Annotated in this window: 13 protein-coding genes; 11 read left to right on the top strand and 2 right to left on the bottom strand. The window is 61.3% G+C overall.

The annotated features are described in order from the left end of the window. Positions 1-2: 2 nt before the first annotated feature. Positions 3-2,579, top strand: a complete 2,577-nt coding sequence (locus tag HMPREF1531_RS04340) for an ABC transporter permease (protein ID WP_016668695.1) — start codon at positions 3-5, stop codon at positions 2,577-2,579. 114 nt (positions 2,580-2,693) lie between these two features. Beyond that, positions 2,694-3,854 carry a DNA polymerase III subunit beta gene (dnaN, locus tag HMPREF1531_RS04345; protein ID WP_016668696.1) on the top strand — a complete coding sequence of 387 codons (1,161 nt, stop codon included), beginning with the start codon at positions 2,694-2,696 and terminating at the stop codon, positions 3,852-3,854. Between the two features lie 11 nt (positions 3,855-3,865). On the opposite strand, the gene HMPREF1531_RS04350 is transcribed toward dnaN, so the two are convergent. Next, entirely contained in the window at positions 3,866-4,744 is an 879-nt protein-coding gene (locus HMPREF1531_RS04350; protein WP_016668697.1) for a TetR/AcrR family transcriptional regulator, read from the bottom strand. A gap of 52 nt (positions 4,745-4,796) precedes the next feature. Between HMPREF1531_RS04350 and HMPREF1531_RS04355 the strand changes: the two genes are divergently transcribed. From HMPREF1531_RS04355 to HMPREF1531_RS04380, 6 genes are all read left to right on the top strand, one after another. Then, complete coding sequence (locus HMPREF1531_RS04355) at positions 4,797-5,174, top strand: cytochrome b5 domain-containing protein (RefSeq protein WP_198010986.1); 378 nt, start codon at positions 4,797-4,799, stop codon at positions 5,172-5,174. Between the two features lie 157 nt (positions 5,175-5,331). Next, positions 5,332-6,459 carry a DNA replication/repair protein RecF gene (gene recF / locus HMPREF1531_RS04360; protein ID WP_016668699.1) on the top strand — a complete coding sequence of 376 codons (1,128 nt, stop codon included), beginning with the start codon at positions 5,332-5,334 and terminating at the stop codon, positions 6,457-6,459. Further along, positions 6,459-6,995, top strand: coding sequence for a DUF721 domain-containing protein (locus HMPREF1531_RS04365; protein WP_016668700.1), 537 nt, complete (start codon positions 6,459-6,461; stop codon positions 6,993-6,995). The genes recF and HMPREF1531_RS04365 overlap by 1 nt, the downstream gene beginning before the upstream one ends. A 65-nt stretch (positions 6,996-7,060) precedes the next feature. Beyond that, positions 7,061-7,870 (top strand): hypothetical protein, encoded by an 810-nt coding sequence (locus HMPREF1531_RS04370; RefSeq protein WP_016668701.1) that lies wholly within the window; start codon positions 7,061-7,063, stop codon positions 7,868-7,870. 28 nt (positions 7,871-7,898) lie between these two features. After that, positions 7,899-9,833 (top strand): hypothetical protein, encoded by a 1,935-nt coding sequence (locus tag HMPREF1531_RS04375; RefSeq protein ID WP_016668702.1) that lies wholly within the window; start codon positions 7,899-7,901, stop codon positions 9,831-9,833. Further along, on the top strand, positions 9,830-10,417 hold the full coding sequence (locus tag HMPREF1531_RS04380) for a hypothetical protein (protein ID WP_016668703.1): 588 nt from the start codon (positions 9,830-9,832) through the stop codon (positions 10,415-10,417). The genes HMPREF1531_RS04375 and HMPREF1531_RS04380 overlap by 4 nt, the downstream gene beginning before the upstream one ends. A 5-nt stretch (positions 10,418-10,422) precedes the next feature. Here HMPREF1531_RS04380 and HMPREF1531_RS04385 read toward each other — a convergent pair whose 3' ends face one another. Continuing rightward, positions 10,423-11,181 carry a hypothetical protein gene (locus HMPREF1531_RS04385; RefSeq protein WP_016668704.1) on the bottom strand — a complete coding sequence of 253 codons (759 nt, stop codon included), beginning with the start codon at positions 11,179-11,181 and terminating at the stop codon, positions 10,423-10,425. Positions 11,182-11,468: 287 nt separating this feature from the next. Between HMPREF1531_RS04385 and gyrB the strand changes: the two genes are divergently transcribed. Genes gyrB through HMPREF1531_RS04400 form a run of 3 tightly spaced genes read left to right on the top strand, consistent with a single transcriptional unit; the run spans position 11,469 to position 16,769 of the window. Further along, positions 11,469-13,511: a DNA topoisomerase (ATP-hydrolyzing) subunit B gene (gyrB, locus tag HMPREF1531_RS04390; RefSeq protein WP_016668705.1), complete on the top strand. Its 2,043-nt coding sequence runs from the start codon at positions 11,469-11,471 to the stop codon at positions 13,509-13,511. 53 nt (positions 13,512-13,564) lie between these two features. Then, positions 13,565-16,270 carry a DNA gyrase subunit A gene (gene gyrA, locus HMPREF1531_RS04395; RefSeq protein WP_016668706.1) on the top strand — a complete coding sequence of 902 codons (2,706 nt, stop codon included), beginning with the start codon at positions 13,565-13,567 and terminating at the stop codon, positions 16,268-16,270. Then, the gene (locus HMPREF1531_RS04400) at positions 16,263-16,769 is read left to right on the top strand and encodes a DUF3566 domain-containing protein (RefSeq protein WP_016668707.1); all 507 of its coding nucleotides are present in this window, start codon (positions 16,263-16,265) and stop codon (positions 16,767-16,769) included. The genes gyrA and HMPREF1531_RS04400 overlap by 8 nt, the downstream gene beginning before the upstream one ends. The last annotated feature ends 36 nt before the right edge of the window (positions 16,770-16,805 follow it).

Consider the following 16,805-nt stretch of genomic DNA (forward strand, 5'->3'; position numbering starts at 1 on the left):
CCATGTTCAAGGCATCCCTGCGTTCGGTGCTCGGACACCTGCCGCGTTTTCTATTGTCGTCATTGGCTGTGGTGCTCGGTATCGCCTTCATGGTTGGTTCCCTGACCTTCACAGGCATGCTCAAGCAGAGCATCAAGCAGTTAACCACTTCCGCGATTCCAGACATCGCCATCTCCCGGAAGGGCACTTACGAATCCGACACGACTGTCTCCTTCTCCTCCCAGCAGATGTTGCAGGAGTCTGACTTTGCTCCAGTCTCCAGGGTCGACGGGGTGGTGAGTATCGATGGCGTCTTATCGAATCCCGGGGTGTATCCGCTGAACGCTGAGGGACGAGTCGCCTCGGCCTCCCAGGCTCCGGGTCTAGGTTTCTCCTGGATGACGGCCCCCGCCTACGGGGGCCAGCCCGGGATCGTCGTCGTCGAGGGGCATGAGCCCACATCTTCCCAAGAGGTGGCCGTCGATCCACAGACCTATCGGAAACTTGGCGTCAGTTTGGGTGAACAGATCCGCATCGCTACCCCACAGGAAACCATCACCCGCACCTTGGTCGGCACCGCCACATTCGGCAATTCCAGCGGTGTAGGGGCTTCCTATACGTTTTTCACCACCGAGGATGCCCAGCGGGTGCTGTTGGGCGAGGGCATCACCGGTTTCCAGATGGGTTGGGTTACCCTCGACGAGAATCGGCGCGACGAGGACTCTCGCCGCCAGATCGTTGACGAAATCAACAAGGTGCTGCCCGAGGGATGGGAGGCAACCGACGGCGGCAAGGTGGCCGAGTTTAACTCCAGCTACATCGACAAATCCCTCAGTTTCGTCAACACCTTCCTCTTGGTCTTCGCAGGGATCGGATTGGTAGTCGCCATCTTCCTGATCGTTAATACCTTCTCCATCCTCGTTGCCCAGCGGGGACGAGAACTCGCCTTGCTGCGTGCCCTAGGAGCCAGCCGAGGCCAGGTGTCGCGTTCGGTGCTCTTCGAGTCCCTGGTCATCGGCCTGATAGGTTCGGCTGGGGGTTTGGGCCTGGGTTGTTTGCTGGCCTGGGGCATCTCCTGGGCGATGAGCCAAAGTGGCGTGGACATGTCCACCGCATCCCCGGTTCCTTCCCTGTCCACCGTCATCGCTGCCTTGGTGGTTGGCATCTTGGTCACAGTGGCATCGGCCTGGTTCCCTGCGCAACGCGGGTCACGGATTCCGCCGGTGGTGGCCATGACTGGTCAGCTGGACAATGACCGGCCACGGTTCGGGCGCAAGGAGATCATGTTCATCGGCTTGGGCTTGATGGGATTGGGATCGATGCTCGCTGGAACCTTGTGGCTGGATGAGGATGGGGCCTTTCTGGTGGGTCTGGGTGCCGTCTTGCTGCTCATCTCAATGACCACGACCGGTGCGATCATCGGTACCCCACTGCTGTGGCTCTTGGGAGGCCTGTGGCGCCTGGTGTTCCGTACCCCGGGCAAGCTGGCGTCTCTCAACACCAAACGTCATCCGCGCCGCACGGCCTCGACGGCCACCGCCTTGGTGGTGGGGCTCACCTTGGTATCGACGATATCGATACTCGGTTCCTCCACCATCGCTTCAGTACGGTCCCTTGCCGGAGACATGATGCATGAAGATTTCCGAATCACCCCCGCGAGTGCCTTCACCGGGATGCCGGGCTCGTTGGTGGATCGTTTCGCCGAGATCGACGGGGTGAAGACCGTCATTGCACAACGCACGTTGTACACCGTTGATGCCGAGAAGAAGTCCGTGACCATCACCGGTGTAGATCCCCAGTTCTTAGGCGCGACGTTGACCATGACCATCGTTGATGGACAGGAGTACACCGACAACGAAGGGGAGGCGATCATTTCCAGGAAGTATGCCGATTCCCACTCCCTCAAGGTCGGTGACATCCATGAAGTCACAAGCCCGGCAACCGTCGCTGCCTATGGGCTTCGTATCGTTGGCATTTTCGAGGTCCCGGAGGGAATGCAGTCACCGTCGGTGATGACCGGGATGACGACGATGACCGCGCTGGGGGCCTCCGGATCGTTGTCGACGGTCGGTATCACTTTGACCGAGGATGCAGACCGGGATGCGGTCAAGCAGCAGCTCACTGATGCACTGGCTGACCAGCCCATGCTCAAGGTTGAAGACCGCGACGAATTCGTCGATTCACAGACCTCGACGATCAACACCACCCTCAACACGATCTATGCGCTATTGGGGCTGGCCATCGTCATTGCGATCTTGGGCATTGTCAACACCTTGGTGCTGTCGACGATCGAACGCACCCGGGAACTGGGACTGCTGCGTGCCGTTGGGATGCAGAGATCCCAGCTGCGCCGGATGATTGCTCTGGAATCCATCACCATCGCCTTGCTCGGAGCCGTGCTGGGGGTGGGTCTTGGCCTGAGTGTGGGAATCTGTCTGCAACATGTCCTGGTCAACCAGGGGCTTCGGGTATTGGCGATCAACTGGACGCTGGTGGCGGTGTGCATGGGTGGGGCAGTCCTGGTGGGTGTGCTGGCTGCTGTTTCCCCAGCCAGGCGGGCCGCAAGAATGAACATTCTTGATGCCATCGCCCATGAATGACGATTCGATGACGAACCTCGGCTCGTCGGTGGTGGGAGCTTGCCGATCCAGTCGTTATGATCTGATCCAAAGAATGCTCGACAGCAGTGGTCGGCCCAGAAGTGAGGAAGCAGCGTGAAGATCCGTCTTGAACGTGATGCCATGGCCGAGGCCGTTGCCTGGGCCGCCCGTTCACTGCCGTCACGGCCCTCTGTGCCGATCCTTGCGGGTCTGCTCATCAAGGCCGATGCCAATGGCGTGACGATGAGTTCCTTCGATTATGAGACCTCCGCCCAGGTGCAGGTCACCGCACACGTTGTCGACGAGGGGGAGGTGCTCGTCTCTGGGCGGTTGCTCGCCGACATCGCCAAGTCACTGCCAGCAAAACCGGTTGAATTCACCGCCGACGCGAGTCGTGCCGAGCTGGTGTGCGGATCGGCCAGGTTCACCTTGCAGACCCTCCCGGTCGAGGACTACCCAGAGTTGCCGGAGATGCCTTCGGCCACCGGGGAGATTGGGTCCGGTGACTTCGCCCAGGCGATCTCTCAGGTCGTGGTGGCTGCTGGCCGCGACGAGTTGTTGCCGGTGTTCACCGGTGTGCGGGTCGAGATCGAGGGGGAGAGGATTTCTCTGCTAGCCACCGACCGCTACCGCATGGCCCTCAAGGAACTCGTCTGGAAGCCTGGATCGACGTCCACCCGGGGTGCGGCCCTGGTACCGGCCCGGGTGCTGTCCGAGGCTGCTCGCTCGATGGCTTCCGGCGAGGTGATCTCGGTGGCCCTGTCAAACCCGGATGTGGGAGAGGGACTCATCGGTTTGGAAGGTCACGGGAATGGCGCATCCCGCCAGCTCACCACCCGGCTGCTGGGTGGAGAGTTCCCCAAGGTACGTCACATCATGGACATCCAGCCCACCTTGACGGTGCGCTGTCGCACCGATGAATTGGTCGCCTCGGTGAAGCGCGTCGCCTTGGTGGCCGAGCGTAACTCCCCGCTGCGGATGCTCATCGGCGACGATCAGATCGCCCTTGAGGCCGCATCCGGTGAGCAGGCCCAGGCTTCCGAGGCAGTGGCCGCCGAGGTGACCAACATCGCAGGCGGTGAACCTGCTTTGTCAGCGGCTGGTTTCAACCCGCACTACCTGGTCGACGCCTTGGGTGCGGTGGGTACCCCGTGGGTGCATTTCTCCTTCACGGCTGCGGGCAAGCCCTGCCTGGTGCAGGGGGTCAATGATGCCGATGCCGAGCCGGACACCGACTACAAGCACGTCATCATGCTGATGCGGTTGCCGAGCTGAGTACCGGGAATTCAACTGGAGAATGACCGATCGGATTCGTCGGCTCCGGGCAGGTCATCGTTTTCCGAGTGGGCCATCATCAGATGCACTTGCTGCTCGAAGATCCTCACAGATCTCATCAGGGTCTCGTGGTTCCACTCGATCGAGGGATTGGGTTCCAGATGGTCCAGCAATACCCGGGTGAGCATGATCTCCGGTTGTGACCACATGACCGTCTCGGTGGAGTCGAACATCATCGCCGGGTGACGTTCGTCGAGCCATCCAGGATCTGGCAAGGCGCGCAGTACCACTCCCTTCATCATGGTTCCCATCGCCACTGCCATCGCCTTGAAGTCTTGACCGTGGGTGAGCCGGTAACCCACCATGACAGCGAGGTTGCCGTAGATTTCTGCTCGGCGTTGGTCCATCTGCTGTTCGGCCGAACGCAATGCCTCTGCCACTCGGTTCCGCAGCCTCGGTGGTTGCAGGGTGTGATGGGCGGCCGACAAGGACAACATCATCTGCCATTTCACCGAACCTGATAGCCGACGGATGTCGGCGTCGAGAGAGGTCCGTAGGGCTTCCACGACGAGATTGCGCCGCCCTTGTTCAGTGGCTAGGGCATCGAGGCGTTCAATGACCATTTCGACAAGACGTTTGAGATCCTGGTCGTCCTCGGGGATCAGCGATATGCGGTGCAGGGCAGTTTCCAGCACCTCACCGATGAACTCCTCACGATGTGGCCACCGCCGGTAGGCAGTCGCCCTGGAAACTCCAGAGGCAGCGATGAATTCCTCCATTCGGATGTTCTCGAATGCCACGCTCAGCCCTTGGGTGGCTAAGGTCTCGACGCCCAAGTCAATCATCTTGTCCGCAGCTCTGGTGTGGGGCTTGTGCTCACCGGTCTTCATGAGACATAGTGTCTCATATAACCGATGAGACACTATGTCTCAGACTGGAGGAATGATGCGTCCCGTCATCATCGTCGGCGTGATCGTGCTTGTCGCAGCGATGGCAACTGCCTTTTGGCTGTTCCGGCCGAATTCGAATGCAGGTGATACCTCGAAGCTGAACCGCAGTTTCACTCCCGCAGAACAACAACTTCTCGACACCGTTCACATCACGGCTGGGGAGCTGGCCACCGCCACCTGTGAAGCGGAGCAACGATGCTGGATTGCGGTCAACAAGGTCGTCTACGACGTCTCTGGTGTCCCCAGTTGGGCCAAGGGGACCCATCATGGGGTGAAGCCCGGTCACGACGTCACCGATTCCTTCGTCAAATCCGGGCACCCGCTGTCCACCCTGCAGAAACTGCCGGTGGTCGGTTCCTTAGAAGCCTGAGCGACCGGCATCGAACGGGCAGTGTGGAGACAATGCCGTCACGTGATGCGGCACCGTGGTTTTCGGTCATTACCGGCACCCACAGGGCTGTGGACGTGCTGGTACCTGGTCGAACCGGGGGACGGCACCCTGGTGTCGCACCACCTATGCTTGGGCCATGTTCGTCTCCCGGCTGGAACTGAACCAGTTCCGTAACTACACCATGGCCGAGGTGGACCTGAGTCCGGGAGTGACGATCTTCCAGGGCCCCAACGGGCAGGGAAAGACGAACCTGGTGGAGGCCGTCGAATACCTGTCCCGGTTGGGTTCACACCGGGTGTCCGCCGATGCTCCGCTGGTTAAGACGGGGGAATCTCAGGCCATCGTGCGCGCCGAGGTTGTTGCCGGAGCCGATGACCCGCGCAGGCTGCTGTTGGAACTGGAGATCAACCCCGGCAAGGCCAATCGGGCCAGGATCAATCGGGGCACCCTGCCCCGCACCCATGATCTGCTCGGGGTGTTGCGCACCATCGTCTTCTCGCCGGAGGATCTCTCGGTGATCAAGGGGGACCCGGCGGCCCGGCGCAGCTTCCTCGATGGGCTGGTAATCTCCCGGTGGCCACGGATGCTGGGGGTCAAACAGGATTACGAGAAAGTCCTGAAACAACGCAATGCCCTGCTCAAATCCTTGGTTGGGCGGAAGATGGACGAGGATGCGGGGATCACTCTTGAGGTCTGGGATGCCCAACTCGCCAGATATGGTGCAGAATTACTGGCGGCCCGGCTAGACACCCTCGTCGAACTGCGGGAACCCACCGGTGACGCCTATCGAGCCATCGCACCGGTGAACAACTGGACCAATGCCTCCTACCGTGCCAGCTTCGAGCTTTCCGATGACCCCACCGAGCTGGAAAGGGCCTTCGCCCAAGCCCTCACCGCACGTCGCCGCGACGAGTTAGCCAGGGGCCTCACCCTCGTCGGCCCGCATCGCGACGAGATCGTGCTCACCATCGGCGAGCTTCCCGCCAAAGGGTATGCCTCCCACGGTGAGTCCTGGTCCCTGGCCTTGGCCTTGAGGCTGGGAGCCTTCGAGTTGTTGCGTCGCGACGATATCGAGGCGGTGCTCATCTTGGACGATGTTTTCGCCGAGCTGGATGCCATGCGCAGGCAACGTCTCGCCGAGGCGGTAAGCGGCGCCGAACAGGTGCTGGTCACTGCGGCGGTCTCCTCCGATGTGCCGGATGCGCTTGCTGGGGCCAGATTCGATGTGCATGCTGGAACCATTAGTGAGCACCGGGAGCAGTGATGGAACCCGACGACGAATTCCCCACCCTGCCGAAGATCGCCGGCTATGACCCGCTGGGTTCCGAGTTGGCCGACACCGTCTTGAGTAACGTGCTCGGTGTGCGGCCGCGACCCATCAGCCGCAAAACCCGGCATGCGGCCAATGAATCCCAGGATTGGTCCGGGCCCGCTCCCGACGCCCGGGACCCGCAACTTCTAGGAGCAGCACTGGATGACCTGGTGGGCAGACGACGCTGGCGCAGGGAGATTGCAGTGCGTCGGGTGCTGGAGAGCTGGGAGCTGGTGGTGGGGGTGACCAATGCCGCTCATTCCCGCCCAGAAGGATATGTTGACAAGGTACTTCGAGTCAGGACCGATTCCACTGCCTGGGCAACCGTATTACGTCGGATGGCACCGAGGATCATTGCCATGCTCAATGAACGGATCGGGCAGGAAACGGTAAAACGCTTGGAGATCAAGGGCCCGGACGCCCCGAACTGGAAACATGGGCGACTGTCCATTGCCGATGGTCGCGGACCCCGCGATACCTACGGCTGAGCAGACATTCCCTTGTTCCAGCGTGGTTGGACCATTGTTGGACCCCTGAAAGGTCACAATGAGACATGATCTCATATCGATCGTTTGCCGTCTGCGCCTGTCTGTGCCTGGTGCTGAGCGCTTGCGGTCTCGAGTCTCGCCCAGGTGCCGTCGGCCCTCAACAGCCTACATCCAGTTCCCCCTCCGAGGACGTCGCCCAGCCAATGTCACCGGAAAACGGCTACCAACGAGTAGAGCTCGGCAAGGAGATAAGCGGTTTCGTACCCACTGATAGCCGGTGGACGGTGCTGACCGAACCGAGACCCTCGGGGCAGGTGGTGCGGATCCTTGACACCAGTGCGCGCGTGTCGATTCTCCTCCAGGAGACGAGAACCAGCGAGACCGCTGAACAGCTGTGTGGCCGGGCCATTGGCGGTTTGGTTGCCGGTACCGGAATCACCCCCTCGCCTCATACCACTGGGATCAGCACGCCCAGTGGCGTGCATGCTTTCTCCTGTTCGGCTAACGGTCTTCCCGACAATGGCAACGACGCCGAGATCAGCCCTGCAGATTCTGCGACGCCGCAGTCCTCAGCGACGCCGCAGTCTTCAGCGACGCCGCAGTCTTCAGCGACGCCGGGAGATTCTGCGACGCCGCAGTCCTCGGCGACCCCGGGGGACTCCGCGACACCCTCTGCTGCTTCTTCCCCTGGGCCATCAGCTTCACAGGGCCCCGGCACCTTCGATGTGCTAGTTGATGTAGCAATTCGTGCCGCAGACGATGTCGGCTATGTGCAGATCACCCGCATTGATGCAGCAATGACAGGTCAAGAACGTGAAGCGGTGACCGTTATCTCCCAGGAGATTTTCGCTGAAACCACCACGAATATGCGGTGATCGGCGGATTGGTGGTTGACTGATTCCGATGACCGGCGTCGCTCAGTGGTGGGGACACCTCACCCGTCTGTTCCACCAGACCTTCCGGGTCTGGTGGATGGTGCTGCCCAAGCTCTTGTTCTTTACCTTGGCAGGCTGGCTGTGCTACGAGATCGGGTTGCTGTCCACCCGTTCCATCCAGGAGACCCACCCGTGGGTCACCATCGTCCTCTTCAGCTTGGGACTAGTCGCTCTACTGGCCTCAATGATCATGTCGATCCGCATCGCAGGTGAGGCAGCCGGTCTGTGGGAGGTGCTGCCACCGGATGTGGTGCAAATCGGCCGCGACGAACCCCTGACGCGGGTGGTGAGCATCGCTTTGCTGCCGTTCATCGGTGTCTATTCTGTTTTCGGGGGTATCGATAAGGCGACGAACACCCTTGCCATGGTGGGTTCCGTCGCATCGGAAACCTTTGAACAGAGTGCTGCGGCCTGGGTGCTGGCCCCACACACCGCCAAGGACCGGCTGATCGTCGGTGCGGTGATCCTTGGTGCCTATGTGCTGCGGCGGGTTCTGGAGAAGATCGCCGAGGCCCGGGGCTGGACGGTGTGCGGCATCCTAGGAGCCGCGACCGAAGGCTTCTTCTCGGTGGTTCTGGTCTTCGGCGGTACACAGATGCTGGGTGATCTGCGCTACTGGCTGATGGACCGGGAGGTGGCTCGCTGGCTCCAAGAAGGCGTCTCGGGAATTCTCCAAGTGCTCGGAAGAATCCATGACCTCATTCCGCAGACTCTGGAGCAGGGGTGGCATTTTCTCACCGCGACAGCATGGCCACTACTCACCGATGGCATCCTGGCTCCACTGCTGTGGCTGGCCGCTGCCGGCTTGGTTCACGGCAGCTATACCCTGACCATCAGTGACCTCTGGGACAAGGGACTCCAAGGACCACTGCCCAGCTTTCTGGGCAGATTCGGGGCACGCGCCGAGAAGCTGGGATCCCGCGGCCTGCACGCATCTGCAGGGTCCAAGGCATTGGTTCTCGAACTCTTCGAGGCCTTCTACGGGGACCTAGAGGACCGCATCCTGCCGTTCATCCAGTCCTCCCGGCACGTGCTGCGAGTGGGTGCCGGTTTCGTCGGTGCCTATGTGCTGTGCTACTCCTTGTTCAATCAGGTGGAGACCCTGATCTCAGATCTGATCAAGATGGCGGTGGGCGGCCACGAGTTCATCTGGTGGGTGGAGGCCGCTCCCTTCGTGAAGCTGGTCTCGCAGACTATCGGCCAACCCTTGGTCATGTGCCTGCTGGCCGTTGCCATGACCGCCACCGTTGTAGAGAATCGCGAGGACCTTGATGACGAGATCGGCATCGTCGATGACCTTCCCGGTGCCACTCGTCTGGAGCGTCCCGGATGGCGTCACAAGGTGACTGGGGTTGTCACCCTAACTCTGGTGACCGTGCTTTGTCTCATCACAGCCACATTGGTGGGCAGGTTATCTCCGGCGGGGGACACCGATATGGTCCAAGTCGGGGCCGGTGAGGTCGGTTGGTTCACCAAAGGCCAGTCCATTCAAGTGGTTGGCTTGGATGCGGCAACCGCCCTGGGCGACAACAACGTCGCGGCGTTGACGACGACGGGGGTATTCGTTACTGCCGACGTGAAATTCTCCACGGTGCGCAACGATATGGTGTCCATGACCTGCGTCATGGTCGACGCCGATGGCCACCAGACTCCCTCAGCGAATGGGGAGATCACCACGATGCCCGATGCCGGTTTCTCGGTGACCGCCCGTTACGTCTACGAGCGCCCCGCCGACCGGTTGGCTGACGCCAGGTTGCAGTGCAATTCCGCTTCTGCCTTCCTCGACTACCCAGCATCAGCGAGCATCGACTTAGGTATCGACCAGCCGATGGCTGATCGAATGCTCTCCGAGGCTTCCGGCAAGGTTCTCACCATGGAGCGTGTCGTCAAGGAGGTGTCATGAGCCAATCGGCGTCGCCTTTGTCCGGGGAAGTATCCAGCGGGTCTCTTCGCCACAGGGGACGGTGGTGGGTGGCAGCCGTGGTACTCCTGGCCATCTGCATCGCGGTTCTCCTGTGGTTTGGCCGGGTGGTGCTCATTGCGCCGCGGATCATGGATCCCGGCGAATCTTGGACCGACCAATGGGGAACGACCTACACGGTCGTCAGTAGGGAGACGCTGGACCGGGTCGGCAACAAGGCTCCCCAGCAGGGGGCGGTCTTCATCCGCTGTGTTGTGCAGATCGACAACTACAGCATCGGATATGACGTGGGCGAAGCGGCGCCGAGTTCTCTCGACACCAGTTCCGTTCCGCGCTCGGCGAGCAGTTTCGATCTGGTGGGTGACCAAGGCCAGTACTGGACCAGGGCCAATCTTGACTATCCACCTGGCGAGAAGTACCTGGCAGACATCAGCAAACGGCCCTTGCTGCGTAGTCAACAGGTAGTTACTTATTTTGAGGTGCCAGCCGACCAGGTGGATCAGATCGTGGGGCTGGTGGATCGGGGAGACCGTCGAACTCCTTATCGGTTCCCTGTCATCCGGTGACTGGGTCAGCTCATGACGATCGGCAGCTTTACCCGGTGGCCTGATCGCGCAATACCCCAGATCTGAGAGCTCTCATCGCCGCTGGAGGTTGCGTGGGCATCCGTCAGTTGCAGGTCGTAGAACACCATCACCGCTTGGGTGGGGTTAGTTGGGGCCGATTCTGGCATCGGGAAATCGAACACGCAGTCGATGGCTTCCATGTCCGGGGCCAGCTGCTTGCGAACTAACGAAAATGCGGTGGGATCGTTATCAAGGATGAGCAGCGGATCTTGGGTGCTGATGAACGGCTCGTTGGTGTCCGGATCGCGCACCCCTAGGAACGCTGCCTTGGTCGCTGCTCGTTGCCACCCCCCCGAGGGGGAATCAAGATCGTAACGGCAGGTGCCGCGTACCAACCACTTGGTGCGGGTCCGTGAGGTGTCGACCTCAGTGTGGTCGAGGGTAAAACTAACCGGGCCCACGGAGAACTGCTGGCCGGGGGCGACGTCGTCTAGATCGTTTCGGGTCTTGAACCCACCCATGGCCCAGATGGCCACGCACAGTGCCGCGAAACAGCCCACCATGCTGGTGAGCACCTTCACTGCGGTGGGAATGTGGCGACGCACTCGGGCAGCAGCCTGGTGTATCTCTGGGTCGAAGGACATCTCGGCGTCGGGCAGCGAGTGGTCAAAGCGAAGATTTCCCTCGTCAAGTGCCCTTTTGGGAAGGCTGGCGGGGGGACCCGGTCTAGTGAACCGTTGCCGGGGGTCGGTTGTTCCGGTCATGGCCGCATTCTAGGCCAGCGCAGGCCCGTACCCCATGCACCCGGCGACCGTTGTTCGCATCGAGACCCCGGCGTGTACTGGGGGGCGTGGAAGCCCCCAAAGGCCGCCAGAATCGCGCCCAGCCCCAGATTCTGCGATGATCATTTCCACAGGGTGCCGCAGAAATGGGCGCGAAGCCTCCTGGCTGGTAGAATTCTGGATTCGGGGCGTGTGTCATCTCACCACGTTCCCCCAGGCATCGGAGACCAACCGGGCCCGGGTTCTCGGACACCAAGGAGCTGGCGCTGGTGAGTGACGCAGAAGATTTCGAGACCGATGGGGGCGTCGAACCTGGAACCTCCGAGCCCGACATCGAACTCTCCGACGAAGCAGCGGACCTGACCACCGAGGGGGAGTACGGCGCATCCCAGATCCAGGTCCTGGAGGGCCTCGAAGCGGTGCGCAAACGCCCCGGAATGTACATCGGCTCCACTGGTGAGCGGGGTCTGCATCATCTGGTCTACGAGATCGTCGACAATTCTGTCGACGAGGCGCTGGCCGGCCACTGCGACACCATCTCGGTTGAACTGCTGGACAATGGCGGGTGCCGGGTCACCGACAATGGCCGGGGAATCCCGGTGGCGGTGCACCCGGTGGAGGGGATTTCCACCTTGACCGTGGTGCTCACCGTGCTGCACGCCGGCGGTAAATTCGGCAACGGCGGTTACAAGGTTTCCGGCGGCCTGCATGGCGTCGGATCCTCCGTCGTCAACGCCCTATCCGAGCATATGACTGCCCAGGTGCATCGCGACGGGGCAATCTGGGAACAGTCCTTCGACCTGGGTGTTCCCCGCCGCGAGGTGACTCAGGTGGGCACCACCACCGAGACCGGCACCACGATCACCTTCTATCCCTCGGCGGAGATCTTCGAAACCACGGACTTCTCCTACGAGACCCTCTCGGCCCGGTTCCGCGAGATGTGCTTCCTCAACAAGGGGCTGCGGATCACCATCACCGACCTGCGGGCAGGTCACGTGGACGAGGACGGCAACCCAGTCCGGGAATCCTTCTTCTTCGAGAACGGCCTCGTCGACTACGTGAAATACCTGCAAGGCAATCGCGAGCCGTTGAGTTCGGTCATCGACGTCGAGGCCCATTCCACTGAACTGGCGATGGGTGTGGAGTTGGCCATGCAGTGGAACATGGGTTACGGAACCTCGCTGCACACCTTCGCCAACACCATCAACACCCACGAAGGCGGCACCCACGAGGAGGGTCTGCGGGCCGCGCTGACCACCACCATCAACAAATGGGGCGAGGCCTGGGGGCTGATCCGCAAGCGCGAGGACCGCGTCTCCAATGAAGACATCCGCGAAGGTCTCACCGCGATCTTGTCGGTGAAGATCTCTGAGCCTCAGTTCGAGGGCCAGACCAAGACCAAGCTGGGCAACACCGAGGCCCGGTCCTTCGTCCAGAAGGTGGTCAACGACCGCTTGGGTGATTGGCTGGAGCGCAACCCGAACGAGGGCAAGGAGATCATCCGTAAGTCGATGGCTGCAGCCTCGGCTCGGATCGCAGCCCGTAAGGCCCGCGAGGCTGCCCGCAACCGCAAAGGTTTGCTGGGTTCGGGCGGGCTCCCCGGCAAGCTTGCCGATTGTTCCTCCAACAATCCGGAGGAATGCGAGGTATTCATCGTCGAGGGTGACTCTGCTGGTGGCTCCGCCAAGGGTGGGCGCAACCCGCGCACCCAGGCGATCCTCCCGCTGCGCGGCAAGATCCTCAATGTCGAGAAGGCGCGGATTGACCGCATCTGGGCGAACAAGGAAGTCGAGGCGATCATCACCGCTCTGGGCACCGGTGTGCACGACGATTTTGACATCGCCAAGCTGCGCTACCACAAGATCATCTTGATGGCCGATGCCGATGTTGATGGTTCCCACATCCGTACCCTGCTGCTCACTCTTCTATTCCGCTTTGTCAAACCGCTGATCGACGAGGGCCACGTCTACCTGGCCCAGCCGCCATTATTCCGGCTGCGCTGGACGAACGCCCCGCACGAACTCGCCTACTCCGATTCAGAGCGTGATGCCCTGTGGGAGCTTGGTCTGAAGGCTGGCAAGAAGCTGCCGAATATCAACCCGATCCAGCGCTACAAGGGTCTGGGCGAAATGGATGCCTCCGATCTGTGGGAGACAACCATGGATCCGGACGGTCGCATCCTGTTGCAGGTGACCCTTGAGGATGCCGCCCAGGCCGACCAGGCCTTTTCGATCCTGATGGGTGAGGACGTCGAGGAACGGCGAAACTTCATCCAGCGCAACGCCAAGGACGTTCGTTTCCTGGACATCTGATCCCGGTCTCCGGAACTGGAGCGGGCCCGCCCGCACCGACAAGGAATGAGTAGATGACTGAAACTCCGCAAGGACCCACCGGACCTGACGACAACGACTCCCTCGACGACGCCATCCTTGGCGGCGGTGAGCAGCGCTCCAGCGGTAATCGCCTCGACGCCACCAATGCGGCGGCTGACGAGAACACTATCGCTGAACCACGTAAGGGCATCGTCCAGCAGATCGACCTGAAGCAGGAGATCCAGTCGTCGTACCTCGAATACGCGATGTCGGTGATCGTCGGGCGGGCCCTGCCAGACGTGCGCGACGGCCTCAAACCGGTGCATCGCCGGGTGATCTATGCCATGTACGACGGCGGCTACCGGCCAGACCGCGGCTGGAACAAATGTTCCCGCGTCGTCGGTGAGGTGATGGGTCTGTACCATCCCCACGGCGACTCCGCGATCTACGACACCTTGGTGCGGCTGGCCCAGCCGTGGGTGATGCGTGCACCATTGGTGGCTGGTCAGGGCAATTTCGGTTCGGCGGGCAACGATCCCGCTGCCGCTATGCGTTACACCGAGTGCAAGATGGCGCCGATGGCCATGGAGATGGTCCGCGACATCAACGAGAACACCGTCGACTTCCAGCCCAACTACGACGGCCGGGAGACCGAACCGGTGGTGCTGCCTGCTCGCTTTCCGAATCTGCTGGTCAACGGCTCCTCGGGTATCGCGGTTGGGATGGCCACGAATATTCCTACCCATAACCTGCGCGAGGTCAACGACGCAGTGCAATGGGCGCTGGCGAATCCGGAAGCCACCAGCGAGGAACTATTGGAGGCCTCAATCGCCCGGATCAAGGGTCCCGATTTCCCGACCGGGGCGCTGATTATTGGACGTCAGGGCATTGAGGACGCCTACCGCACCGGGCGTGGTTCGGTCACCATGCGTGCGGTGATCAACGTCGAGGAGGAGAAAAACGGCCGAACGTCGCTGGTGGTCACCGAGCTGCCCTATATGTGCAACCCGGACAACCTGGCCCAGAAGATTGCCGACTTGGTGAACTCTGGGAAACTCACCGGCATCGCCGACATCCGCGACGACTCTTCGGCCCGCACCGGCCAGCGGTTGGTCATCGTCCTCAAGCGTGACGCGCAGCCGCGTGTGGTGATGAACAACCTGTACAAGCACACCCAGCTGCAGGACAATTTCGGCTGCAATATGCTCGCCCTGGTCGACGATGTGCCGCGCACCCTGCGTCTGGACCAGTTCATCTCGAATTGGGTGAATCACCAGGTCGAGGTCATCCGTCGCCGTACCCAGTACCGGCTGGCCGAGGCTGAGAAGGCCGCGCACATCTACCGTGGCTTGGTCAAGGCCTTGGACATGCTCGACGAGGTCATCGCGTTGATCCGTCGCTCGCCGAACTCGGAGGCCGCGAATCTGGGATTGCAGGAGCTGCTGGGCATCGACGAGGTGCAGGCCCAGGCCATCTTGGATATGCAGCTGCGTCGTCTGGCCGCCCTGGAGCGCCAGAAGATCATCGACCGGCTCGCCGAGCTTGAGGCGTTGATCGCCGATCTGAACGACATCCTGGCCAAACCTGCCCGGCAGCGGGAGATTATCTCCAGTGAGTTGAACGAGATCGTTGACAAATACGGCGACGAGCGGCGTACCCGGATCATGCATGCCGACGGGGACCTATCCGATGAGGACTTGGTGCCGAATGAGGAGTGCGTCATCACCTTGACTCGCGGTGGCTATATCAAGCGCACTCGCATCGATCAGTATCGCGTGCAAAAACGCGGCGGCAAGGGGGTTCGTGGTGCATCGTTGCGTTCGGAGGATGAGGTAGACGCGGTGTTCACCGCGATGAGCCACGACTGGCTGGTGTTGTTCACCAACCTGGGTCGGGCCTACCGGATCAAGGCCTGGCACCTGCCCGAGGGCGGTCGTGATGCCAAGGGCGGGCATGTCGCCGGATTGTTGTCCTTCCTGCCCGATGAGCAGATCGCCCAAGGCATCGTGCTGTCCGGCTACGACCAGGCCGAATACCTGCTGCTTGCCACCCGCAAGGGGCTGATCAAGAAGACTGCCCTAAGTGCCTACGATTCCTCGCGGGCTGCGGGGCTCATCGCGGTGAGCTTCCGCGATGAGAACGACGAGCTGATCGGTGCGGAGTTGTGCAACCGTGATGACGATGTGTTGCTCATCTCCCGCAAGGGCCAGGGCATCAGGTTCAACGCATCCGACGACCAGGTGCGCCCGATGGGTCGCACTACATCGGGTGTTACCGGGATGAGATTCCGTGATGGCGACGAATTGTTGTCGATGTCGATCATCCCGAACACTGCGGATGAGGATGAGTCCTTCGTGTTCACCGTGACTGACGAGGGATATGCCAAGCGCACCCCGGTTGCCGACTACCGGTTGCAGAATCGGGGTGGTCTGGGTATTCGTGCCATGAGATTGAAGGATGACCGGGGCGGGCTAGTGTCTGCCATGGTTGTGGCTGCCGACGATGAGGTGATCTCCTTCAAGGCTTCCGGCCAGGTGATTCGTTCCTCGGTTGCCGATGTAAGCCCCACCGGACGCGACACCATGGGTGTGAAATTTGTCGGTCTCCGGGGCAACGACACGGTGGTTGCTGTCACACGCAACCCGGAGCGTCCCGAGCTGGAAGATGCTGAAACCGGGACAGATGATGCGCCAGCGGCCGGTGATGCGGTTACGCTTGGGAACGACCAGCAAGCCGAGGAGACCTCCAGCGATGACTGATAACCGGTCGAAGAAGCCCGCCGTGGCCCAGGACAAGAGACCCGCTGCGGCGAGCTCGACGGTGACCGCTGAATCCAGCCGGGATCGCACCGGCAAGGTTCGCAGCACTTCGCAGGGCAACCTGCGCCCGGCCCGCAAGGCGAGGTTGCGCATTGCCCGCATCGACCCGTGGTCGGTGATGAAGACCGCGATGATGTTATCCATAGCTTTGGGCATCGTGACCGTTGTCGCAGTGCTCGTGGTGTGGTCGATCATCGAGGCTTCGGGGGCGATGAACCTGTTGCAGGAGACCATGAACGCAGTCATCGGCAATCCCGATGGTTCGGGGAATGTGGAGATCTCCAACTACATCGACCGCTGGCGGGTGCTCGGCTACTCGATGGTCGTCTCGGTGGTCAATGTGGTGCTGATGACTGCGATCTCCACCTTGATGGCCTTCTTGTACAACCTGACCTCCTCGATCTTGGGTGGCCTGGAGATCACTCTCGCAGAGGACTGACAAGTCACATCACCGGGGTGGGTGCCGGGGGATCGG

Source organism: Propionibacterium sp. oral taxon 192 str. F0372, from assembly GCF_000413315.1.
Lineage (GTDB): Bacteria > Actinomycetota > Actinomycetes > Propionibacteriales > Propionibacteriaceae > Brooklawnia.

Bases quoted from the DNA above. Each gene is read 5' to 3' on its own strand.
- HMPREF1531_RS04340 (WP_016668695.1), top strand. From the start codon at position 3: ATGTTCAAGGCATCCCTGCGTTCGGTGCTCGGACACCTGCCGCGTTTT.
- HMPREF1531_RS04350 (WP_016668697.1), bottom strand. From the start codon at position 4,744: ATGAAGACCGGTGAGCACAAGCCCCACACCAGAGCTGCGGACAAGATG.
- HMPREF1531_RS04355 (WP_198010986.1), top strand. From the start codon at position 4,797: ATGATGCGTCCCGTCATCATCGTCGGCGTGATCGTGCTTGTCGCAGCG.
- recF (WP_016668699.1), top strand. From the start codon at position 5,332: ATGTTCGTCTCCCGGCTGGAACTGAACCAGTTCCGTAACTACACCATG.
- HMPREF1531_RS04365 (WP_016668700.1), top strand. From the start codon at position 6,459: ATGGAACCCGACGACGAATTCCCCACCCTGCCGAAGATCGCCGGCTAT.
- HMPREF1531_RS04370 (WP_016668701.1), top strand. From the start codon at position 7,061: ATGATCTCATATCGATCGTTTGCCGTCTGCGCCTGTCTGTGCCTGGTG.
- HMPREF1531_RS04375 (WP_016668702.1), top strand. From the start codon at position 7,899: ATGACCGGCGTCGCTCAGTGGTGGGGACACCTCACCCGTCTGTTCCAC.
- HMPREF1531_RS04380 (WP_016668703.1), top strand. From the start codon at position 9,830: ATGAGCCAATCGGCGTCGCCTTTGTCCGGGGAAGTATCCAGCGGGTCT.
- HMPREF1531_RS04385 (WP_016668704.1), bottom strand. From the start codon at position 11,181: ATGACCGGAACAACCGACCCCCGGCAACGGTTCACTAGACCGGGTCCC.
- gyrA (WP_016668706.1), top strand. From the start codon at position 13,565: ATGACTGAAACTCCGCAAGGACCCACCGGACCTGACGACAACGACTCC.
- HMPREF1531_RS04400 (WP_016668707.1), top strand. From the start codon at position 16,263: ATGACTGATAACCGGTCGAAGAAGCCCGCCGTGGCCCAGGACAAGAGA.